The sequence below is a fragment of the Amycolatopsis coloradensis genome (assembly GCF_001953865.1).
Taxonomy (GTDB): domain Bacteria; phylum Actinomycetota; class Actinomycetes; order Mycobacteriales; family Pseudonocardiaceae; genus Amycolatopsis; species Amycolatopsis coloradensis.
The window spans coordinates 1-7,791 of record NZ_MQUQ01000040.1 but is presented as its reverse complement, the minus strand read 5'-3'; the positions used below and the strand labels follow the sequence as shown (position 1 = coordinate 7,791).

The window sequence follows — 7,791 nt, the reverse complement described above, 5'->3', positions numbered from 1 at the left end:
CGAAGCCGGGGTCCGCGAGTTCGCCCACACCGAACCAGTGGACACCACCACCCCAGAGGACCTGCGCGACGTCGCGCTCACCGCACACCAGTACCAGCGGTGGATCCCGAAAGCCTATGAGGCACGCGTATTCGTCGTCGGCGACGAGATCATCGCCTCGGAGATCCACGCGCACACCGACGCCGCCCGTGTCGACTGGCGAGCTGGATACGGCAGCAACACCTACCGTGTAGCCGAGCTACCGGCCGACGTCACCGCTGGGATCGCGCGGCTCATGGGGGAGAGGGGCCTGGTCTTCGGTGCCCTCGATTTCGCGATCGACACCGAGGCCGGTTCCGGTTCGTTGAAATCAACGCGGGTGGCCAGTACGGCTGGATCGAACACAAAACAGGAGCCCAGCTCACCGGGCACCTCGCCGACCTCCTCATGAGAGGCACCGTATGACCACCACGACGACCTGGACCGGGCATGCCGAGCACCTGGCCGACCTGCTCGGGACGCGGGCCTACTCGCCGAATGATGAGCCCAGCACGGATCGTCGGGTCTCGGCCAGCACCACTCGCGCCACCTCGCGATCGGGCAGGGACGGCTCGGTGTGGCTGCCCCCGGCGACGATCACCGTCGCGACGTCGCGCAGCGTGACGTTGGTGTGCTGAGAGATCGCCTTCAAGGCGAGAAACGCCTGCTCAGCGGACCGGCCGCGCGACACCATGGACATCCCATCCGCCTGTTTGATCACGGGCAGGGGTCTCCATGACCCGGCGCAGTTGGTTCCGCTCGACCGAGAGATCCTTCAGGCCCTCGTGTGCAGTCATACCTGATTTCACCGCACCCCGCCTGGACCACTACAGCGCACCACCGCCTCGTAAGCACCCGGAGTACCGTCCCCCAGTCGTCGCCGTAATACGGTCGGCTGAGGTCAGGTCGCGGCGGTGCGCAGTTGTGTGATCAGGGTGTCGAGGTCGCCAGGCGAAAGCCGACTTTGGTGGACACTCGGAGTGTGCCGACCGCTTCCGGGGCGCGACGCCAGCCACGAACAACTCGGCTGCTTGCAGACGCACTATGGGCTGGAGTGCTGGTATCGGCTCTTATCTGGTGGCCTAAGCTGTGGGGTGATGACTACCGGGACGGCATTGCGCCACACACGGATTGGCAACCCGGTGCTCTTCTGAGCGCCGCGTGGGCCGGTGCGGGCCCACTATTCGATCGAGGAGCTTGCGCTGCTGCGCGGGCTCCGCCTCCGTCGTGTTGATCACGGGCTCGACACATCAACCACGACAGGAGACTTCATGCCCACCAAGACGCTGCAGATTCCCACTGCGGACGGCCAGGCCGACGCCTTCGCCGTCTTCCCCGACCACGGCGGGCGGCATCCCGGGGTGCTGATGTACGCGGACGGCTTCGGTATCAGGCCCGTGCTGCGGGAGATGGCCCGCGAACTGGCCGGTCACGGGTACTACGTGCTCGTCCCCAACCTCTTCTACCGGCACGGCCCGGCACCGGTGATCGAACTTCCCGAGCACATTGGAGAAGCGGCCAGGCCCGCGGTCTTCGCCCAGTTGATGCCCTTGATCGAGGCGCACACCACCGAACGTGTCCTGCGTGACGCCGACGCCTACCTCCGGTTCCTCGCCACCCAGCCCGAGGTCAGCGCCGGACCGGTCGCGGTGACCGGCTACTGCATAGGCGGCCTCCTGGCGACGCGCACCGCCGCGGCCCACCCCGACCAGGTGGCCGCCCTCGCCGGATTCCACGCCCCGATAGGCGCCGCCAGCCCCGACAGCCTGCACCGCCTCACCGCCCAGATCCACTTCGGCCACGCCGAAACCGACCTGACGCCCGAGGCTCTCGGTGAGCTCAACCAGGCCCTGGACGCCGCGGGTGTCGACTACACCTCCGAGATCTATCCCGGTACCGTCCACGGCTTCACCATGTCCGACACCGACGCCTTCAACCCCGCCGCTCTGCAGCTTCATTGGGACCGCCTGCTTCCTCTCCTTGGCCGCGCCCTGGTCAACGGCTGAGGCTCCGACCCGGGAATCCAGACCTGCGTTGTACGGCTTCGGGGTCCCGGGCTGTGCTCGAAGCGAGCTGAGCGGCGGCGTGTCCTTTGCCGACACGGCGAGGTCTCCGGTGAAGGGTTCATCGACGAAGACGAACCAGACACTGGAGACCTCGTGGCCACACTAGGGCGTGCGTCGCCGCAGTCAGGCAGTCACCGCCTGGGCACCCCATCTCATCGGGCTTCGGCCATAACTCATTGTGAGATTCCCCTTGTTCGCCGGACCCGGCGGGTGTGGGGTCAGGTGGTCGCGTCGGTGGTGGACCTCGAACGTGACCGGGGCGTGTATTCTGGTGCTGAAATGTCGCCGTTTGGGATTGTGTCAGCACTCTATCCATTCGAATATCGCGTTGGCAAGCTGGTTGCGGGTTTTCCATTGTTTGGTGTCGAGTAGTTCGAGTTGCAGGGTGTCCCGGAAGGATTCCATCATGGCGTTGTCGTAGCAGTCGCCGACGGTTCCCATGGAGGCGAGTAGTCCGGCGGCGTGGAGTCGTTGCCCGAATGCTCATGAGATGTATTGGGAGCCGTGATCGGAATGCAAAATCGTGGTGTTGTCCTCCGGGCTGTCGGCGCAGGATGGCCATACCGAGCGCGTCGCCGACCAGTTCTGTTCGTATGTGGTCAGCGATGGACCAGTCGATGATGAGCCGGGAGTAGGCGTCCATCACCGCGGCGCAATAAATTTTTCCTTCGTCGATGGGGTGCTCGGTGATGTCGGTGATTCACAGCCGGTCCGGGGCATCTACGGTGAACTGGCTGTTGACCAGGTCCGGGCTGGGATTCGCGTGCGGGTCGGGGATTGGGGTGCGGGAGCGCCGGCGCCGGTAGAGGCCCTGGATCCCAGCCTCGCGCATGAGCCGCTCGACCCGTTTCCGGTTCACCGGCAGACCCAGCCCGAGCGTGAGTTCCGCGTGCACCCGCGGCGAGCCATAGGTTCCGCGGGAATCGGCATGGATTTGTTCGATGTATTTCAGCAGCAACGCATTGTCCTCCTGGCATGCCGAGACAGGTCTATCGCGCCATGCGTAATAGCCAGAGCGGGACACGGTCAACACCCGGCAGGCCACCGCGACGTCGATACCGTCCGCGGCGAGTTCATGGACCAGCGGGAATGTTACTTTGGGAGGATGTTCTCCCGCGCGAAGTACGCTGCCGCGCGTTTCAGGATCTCGTTCTCCAGCTCCAGCTGCCGGTTCTTGCGGCGCAGCTCGGCGAGTTCTCTTTCTCCGTGCTGGTCAGCCGGGTTGTTGAGCCGGTCTCGTCCGTGTCGGCCTGGGCCATCCAGTTCCGTAGGCAGGACTCGCTGATCCCGAGTTCCTTCGCCAGCGCGGCGACCGGTTTGTCGCCTAGACGGGCCAGCTCGACGGCACGCTGACGGAACTCAGGCGGGTGTGGTGCAGGCACCAGAACATCCTCCCTGGTACCGGCGGTCACCTCAGGTGAGGTGTCCGGACACCGGGGGAAGCTCAGGTGTCATTGGCGACAGTGGTTGGTCGTGTATTTTCGCGTTCAGGGTTCCAGCCGTCTGTTCCTCCGCCCTCCGGGGGTGGTCGCGTGGCCGCGCAGTTGGCTGAGCAGGTGATTGAGGCTCTCGCGATTCCTTCGCGAGAGTCCGTGAACGCGGTCGCTCATCGACCGCTGCCGGTTGCCGAGCTGGTGCGTGCCGCTGCGGATGTGTCGGTCTTCTACAGCATGGCGCGTGTCGACGCGGCGGGAACAGTCCCGGCGAGGGCCGTGCGGGATGCCTTGTCCTGGAAGCCCGGTGATCGAGTCGTGTACAGGAGCGAGTCCGGCGTGCTCATGGCGTACCCGGCGGCCGACGGATTGCACGCGCTGCCGCGTAAAGCCACCATCGTGATTCCCGCGCCCCTGCGTCATCTCCATGGCATCGTGGCCTCCCAGCAACTGCTGTTGTGCGCGTTGCCAGCCCACGCGGCATTGGTGATTTATCCGCTCACGGCTTTGAATCGGATGGTCGGCCTGTTCCACGCCGTTGCGGAATCCGGGGCAGACTCACGGCAACGGCAAGCGCTTGCTGTTCGCGGGCGCACCGGTGTTCGATCTTGTTACGGAGCGTGACGAAGAATTCGAGGTTGGCCCTAACCGGGGCGGGCTTATCTGGCCACCGTTGCCGCACACAGGTGGCCAGATCCCAGCGCTTCGGTTCACCGCCGACCCGTTCCAGCCGACGTGCTCGTTCCCTAGTGCGCCAGTACCGGAAGTCGATGCTGTCCGAGTGAATTCGGCGTGCAGGAGGTAGAGCCAGGCAAGGTGCATGTGGACGACGAAGCCCTCGAAAGAGCGGACCTCCGACGAGTCGTTGTACAAGCGCACGGCTAGCTGTGCTTCATCGCGAGAAGCGTCGACCATGTGCATGAATCGTGGTCGCGGTGGCATGCAGTTAAAGTCGGGATATTGTCACCGACTGTTACTGGTCTGCCATATTCGTGGCGACTTCGGCCAGTTGATCGAGACTACGGCCTCGAGACGACGATGCGCGGATGTGACAACCGCAGATGGACGTTCTAGTCGTTCACGCCGAGGGCCTGCCGAATGGAACTCAAGGCCGACGAAATGCACCAAACCCTGAACCTGGCGCTGGGCGGGCTCGCCCTCATCGGCGAGTGGTTCGACCCGGCGGACCGGCTCGGCGTGGACGACTTCGCCGAGTCGGTGTCGCACACCTTGTCGGGCTCTTCGAGGACTGAGGCCGCCCGGTCCTCTGCTGCGCGATATCCGCGGTGAGGACGACCGAAGGGGCGACCGCTTCGGCAGTCGCCCCTCCTTCGCTGCCTGATCAGAGGTTTTCCTCGAAGAAAGTACCCAGCTTCGCCAGCGCCTGATCGACGTACTTCGGCTGGTCGTACAGGTCGTAGTGGCTCGCGCCCTGGACGACAAAGATGTCCTTCTTCTCCGAGCGGGCCCGGTCGAACAGTTCGAATCCGTCCCGATAGGACCCGAACGCGCCCGGTACGTCGCCGACGATGACCTGCAGCGGCTGCGTCAGCAGCACTTCTGCCAGGTGGAAGGCGTCGAAACCGACAGCCGCTTCGAGACCGGAGAAACGCAGCTTGTTGGGAGAGCCGGCGCTCTGTCCCCTGGGGGTGGTGTAGTACTCGACGGCGTTGACCATGTCGACGTCGGTGATTCCGGCCTTCTCCCGCTCCTCGACCGAGGTGGGGATGTAGGTGGTGATGTGCGGCTCCGCACCACGGGCCTCGGCCGTGCGCTGCTTGCCGATCGCCTCGAGCGTCGCGACCGCGGCGTTGGCGCTCAGATCGCCTTCGCGCATGAGCCGCCCGTAGTTCGCGGCGACCACGGTGCCCAGCGCCTTGATCCGGTGGTCGGTCATCGTGGCGTTCGCGGCGTAACCACCACCTCCGCAGATCCCGACCACGCCGATGCGGTCCTCGTCGACGTAGTCCTGCGTCACCAGGTAGTCGATCGCGCAGCGGAAGTCCTCGACCCGAGTCGCGGGGTCTTCGAGGTAACGCGGCTCGCCACCGCTCGCGCCCTGGTGCGATGCGTCGAACGCCAAGGTCACGTAGCCGAGTTCGGTCAGCCGCTCGGCGTAGATGCTGCCGGACGTCTGCTCCTTGCAGCTGCTGATCGGGTGGGCGCAGATGATCGCCGGGTACTTCTTGGCCGGGTCGAAGCCCTCCGGGAAGCGGACGTCGGCGGCGACGTCCCACGTGCGGTTCTTGAAGGTCACGGATTTCATGGGGGTTCTCCTCTCGTTCAGGCGGTCAGGTGCTCGCCGAAGAAGCCGGTGAGCTTGGTGACCGCGGGGGTGACGTACTCGTCCTGGTCGTAGAGCGCGACGTGGGTGGCACCGTCGATGACGAACAGCTCCTTGGGCCCGTCGGCCTTCTCGATGGCCTCACGGCTGAAGTAGCCGGTGTCGGCGTCGGAGCCGATGATCATCAGTAGCGGCCGGGGTGCGATCAGCTTGATCATCGCGTAGGAGTCGTACTGCGCGATCTGGTCGATGCTGCGCAGTGGCCATTCGTTGGTGGAGTTGGTGTGCCCGCCGCGCGGGGTGCGGTAGTAGTCCTGGGCCTCGCGATACAGCGTCGGTGCTTCCTCCAGCCCCTCCGGGCTTTCCGGCGCCCAGTTCTGCACGGCCGGCGCCTCGCCCCGTACCTCGGCGGTACGCAGCGCGCCCGCCTGGTCCAGCATGGCTTGCAAGACTTCCGGGCTCTGGGTGCGGCCGAGGCCTTCGACCAGCAGACTGCGGATGTCCACGGCGCTGACCGTGGCGACGGCCTTGATCCGGTGGTCGGTCTGCGCGGCGAACGGAACGTAGCCGCCGGAGGCGCAGATGCCCAGCGCGCCGATCCTGGCCAGGTCGATGTCGTCGCGGGTGGTCAGGTAGGTGACCGCGGCCCGGACGTCCTCGGCACGCTGGAAGGGGTTCTCCAGGCCGCGGGGCAGGCCCTCGCTCTCGCCCTGATACGCGGCGTCGAACACCAGCGTGGCGTAACCCTCGCGGGCCAGGCGCTCGGCGTAGATCGACGCGGTCTGCTCCTTCACGCCACCGCCGGGGTGGGACACGACGACGGCGGGCAGCGGGGCGCCGGTGTGGTCGTCCGGGGTGTACAGGAGACCGGCCAGCGCGAGCCCGGCGCTCGGGAAGGTGACGTTCGTCTTCATCGTGGGATCTTTCTTTCGACTTTGATTTCGGCCGGGCGTTTCGTTCGGCCTCGTATTCGAGACTCACACGCCTCACGTGCTCCTACAATGGGACGGTTCCAGCCCCGCACACCACTGTCCAGGGACACAATTGGCCCAGGCTCCCGAGTTGCACCTGTTGCGACAATGGGGTCATGAGCAGCGACGACCACGCCAACGAACTGGGGGAGTTCCTCAAGGCCAGGCGATCCGAGGTGAGTCCTCGGACGGTCGGGCTGCCCGAGACCGGCGCCAAACGGCGGGTCAAGGGGCTGCGCCGTGAGGAGGTCGCCCTCCTGGCCTCGATCAGCCCCGACTATTACACCCGTATCGAGCAGGGCCGTCGGCAGGCGTCCGCGCCGGTGCTCGACGTCCTGGCGCGAGTGTTGCATCTGGACGACGACGAACGCGAATACCTGTTCGAACTCGCCGGAAAAGAGGCCGAACGGCCACGCCGCCAATCCGCACAGAAGGTGTCACCGCAGTTGCTGCGGGTGCTGGAAGAACTCACCACGAGTCCCGCATTCGTGCTCGGCAGGCGAATGGACATTCTCGGCTGGAATCGGATGGCTTCAGCGCTGCTGGTGGATTTCTCGGAGATCCCGGAAAAGAAGCGGAATTACGTGTGGCTGATGTTCTCCGACACCACTTTCAGGAGCTTGCACGTCGAGTGGGAGGCCATGGCGCGCACCGCCGTGTCGATGCTCCGGATGGAAGCCGGCCGCAACCCGCACGACCAGCGGATGGCCGCCCTGGTCGGCGAACTGTCGATGAAGGACGACGACTTCCGTTCCTGGTGGGGCGATCACCGCGTCACCGCTCGCGAGCGGGGCAGCAAGACGCTCCGCCACCCCGTCGCGGGCGAGCTGACGCTCGACTGGGACGCACTCACCTGTACGAGTGACCCCGAGCAGCAGCTCATCGTCTGGACCGCCGAGCCCGGCAGCGCCGCCCACGACGGCCTCAGATTCCTGTCGTCATGGGCGGCGAGCGAAGACCGCTCAGCGGCGGATCACTAAGAGCGTGTCTTACGTGGTGATCGGTTGTTGGTGAGCGAT

At 65.5% G+C, this 7,791-nt stretch carries 10 protein-coding genes and 3 pseudogenes; 5 read left to right on the top strand and 8 right to left on the bottom strand.

Annotated features, from left to right (window positions below):
• A pseudogene (locus BS329_RS43700) lies at positions 1-430 on the top strand (hypothetical protein); the annotation flags it as partial.
• A gap of 75 nt (positions 431-505) precedes the next feature.
• Here the strand turns inward: BS329_RS43700 and BS329_RS40360 are convergent.
• Complete coding sequence (locus BS329_RS40360; protein WP_076168732.1) at positions 506-739, bottom strand: ANTAR domain-containing protein; 234 nt, start codon at positions 737-739, stop codon at positions 506-508.
• A 550-nt stretch (positions 740-1,289) separates the two neighbouring features.
• Between BS329_RS40360 and BS329_RS40355 the strand changes: the two genes are divergently transcribed.
• On the top strand, positions 1,290-2,024 hold the full coding sequence (locus tag BS329_RS40355; RefSeq protein WP_076168731.1) for a dienelactone hydrolase family protein: 735 nt from the start codon (positions 1,290-1,292) through the stop codon (positions 2,022-2,024).
• A gap of 360 nt (positions 2,025-2,384) precedes the next feature.
• Here the strand turns inward: BS329_RS40355 and BS329_RS42255 are convergent, their stop codons facing one another.
• From BS329_RS42255 to BS329_RS40345, 4 genes and pseudogenes are all read right to left on the bottom strand, one after another.
• The gene (locus BS329_RS42255) at positions 2,385-2,525 is read right to left on the bottom strand and encodes an integrase core domain-containing protein (RefSeq protein WP_084750841.1); all 141 of its coding nucleotides are present in this window, start codon (positions 2,523-2,525) and stop codon (positions 2,385-2,387) included.
• A gap of 100 nt (positions 2,526-2,625) precedes the next feature.
• Positions 2,626-2,775 (bottom strand): annotated as a pseudogene (locus BS329_RS45620) (DDE-type integrase/transposase/recombinase); the annotation flags it as partial.
• A gap of 9 nt (positions 2,776-2,784) precedes the next feature.
• On the bottom strand, positions 2,785-3,042 hold the full coding sequence (locus tag BS329_RS42250) for an IS3 family transposase (protein WP_158075891.1): 258 nt from the start codon (positions 3,040-3,042) through the stop codon (positions 2,785-2,787).
• Positions 3,043-3,223: 181 nt separating this feature from the next.
• The gene (locus BS329_RS40345) at positions 3,224-3,466 is read right to left on the bottom strand and encodes a transposase (RefSeq protein WP_158075890.1); all 243 of its coding nucleotides are present in this window, start codon (positions 3,464-3,466) and stop codon (positions 3,224-3,226) included.
• Positions 3,467-3,616: 150 nt separating this feature from the next.
• Between BS329_RS40345 and BS329_RS45050 the strand changes: the two genes are divergently transcribed.
• On the top strand, positions 3,617-4,141 hold the full coding sequence (locus tag BS329_RS45050; RefSeq protein WP_167480064.1) for a hypothetical protein: 525 nt from the start codon (positions 3,617-3,619) through the stop codon (positions 4,139-4,141).
• Positions 4,142-4,157: 16 nt separating this feature from the next.
• Here the strand turns inward: BS329_RS45050 and BS329_RS45440 are convergent.
• Positions 4,158-4,432: pseudogene (locus tag BS329_RS45440) on the bottom strand (DUF3644 domain-containing protein); the annotation flags it as partial.
• Positions 4,433-4,615: 183 nt separating this feature from the next.
• On the opposite strand from BS329_RS45440, the gene BS329_RS40335 reads away from it, so the two are divergent.
• Positions 4,616-4,807 (top strand): hypothetical protein, encoded by a 192-nt coding sequence (locus tag BS329_RS40335; protein ID WP_076168727.1) that lies wholly within the window; start codon positions 4,616-4,618, stop codon positions 4,805-4,807.
• Between the two features lie 52 nt (positions 4,808-4,859).
• Here BS329_RS40335 and BS329_RS40330 read toward each other — a convergent pair whose 3' ends face one another.
• Together BS329_RS40330 and BS329_RS40325 are read right to left on the bottom strand one after the other, a co-directional pair.
• A complete protein-coding gene (locus BS329_RS40330; protein WP_076168726.1) occupies positions 4,860-5,783 on the bottom strand; it encodes an alpha/beta hydrolase in 924 nt (307 codons plus the stop codon).
• Between the two features lie 17 nt (positions 5,784-5,800).
• Positions 5,801-6,715: an alpha/beta hydrolase gene (locus tag BS329_RS40325; RefSeq protein WP_076168724.1), complete on the bottom strand. Its 915-nt coding sequence runs from the start codon at positions 6,713-6,715 to the stop codon at positions 5,801-5,803.
• 173 nt (positions 6,716-6,888) lie between these two features.
• On the opposite strand from BS329_RS40325, the gene BS329_RS40320 reads away from it, so the two are divergent.
• On the top strand, positions 6,889-7,752 hold the full coding sequence (locus tag BS329_RS40320) for a helix-turn-helix domain-containing protein (RefSeq protein WP_076168722.1): 864 nt from the start codon (positions 6,889-6,891) through the stop codon (positions 7,750-7,752).
• Positions 7,753-7,791 lie beyond the last annotated feature (39 nt).

Coding starts and splice junctions, on each gene's coding strand:
- BS329_RS40355 (WP_076168731.1), top strand. CDS start 1,290: ATGCCCACCAAGACGCTGCAGATTCCCACTGCGGACGGCCAGGCCGAC.
- BS329_RS42255 (WP_084750841.1), bottom strand. CDS start 2,525: ATGGGAACCGTCGGCGACTGCTACGACAACGCCATGATGGAATCCTTC.
- BS329_RS40335 (WP_076168727.1), top strand. CDS start 4,616: ATGGAACTCAAGGCCGACGAAATGCACCAAACCCTGAACCTGGCGCTG.
- BS329_RS40330 (WP_076168726.1), bottom strand. CDS start 5,783: ATGAAATCCGTGACCTTCAAGAACCGCACGTGGGACGTCGCCGCCGAC.
- BS329_RS40325 (WP_076168724.1), bottom strand. CDS start 6,715: ATGAAGACGAACGTCACCTTCCCGAGCGCCGGGCTCGCGCTGGCCGGT.
- BS329_RS40320 (WP_076168722.1), top strand. CDS start 6,889: ATGAGCAGCGACGACCACGCCAACGAACTGGGGGAGTTCCTCAAGGCC.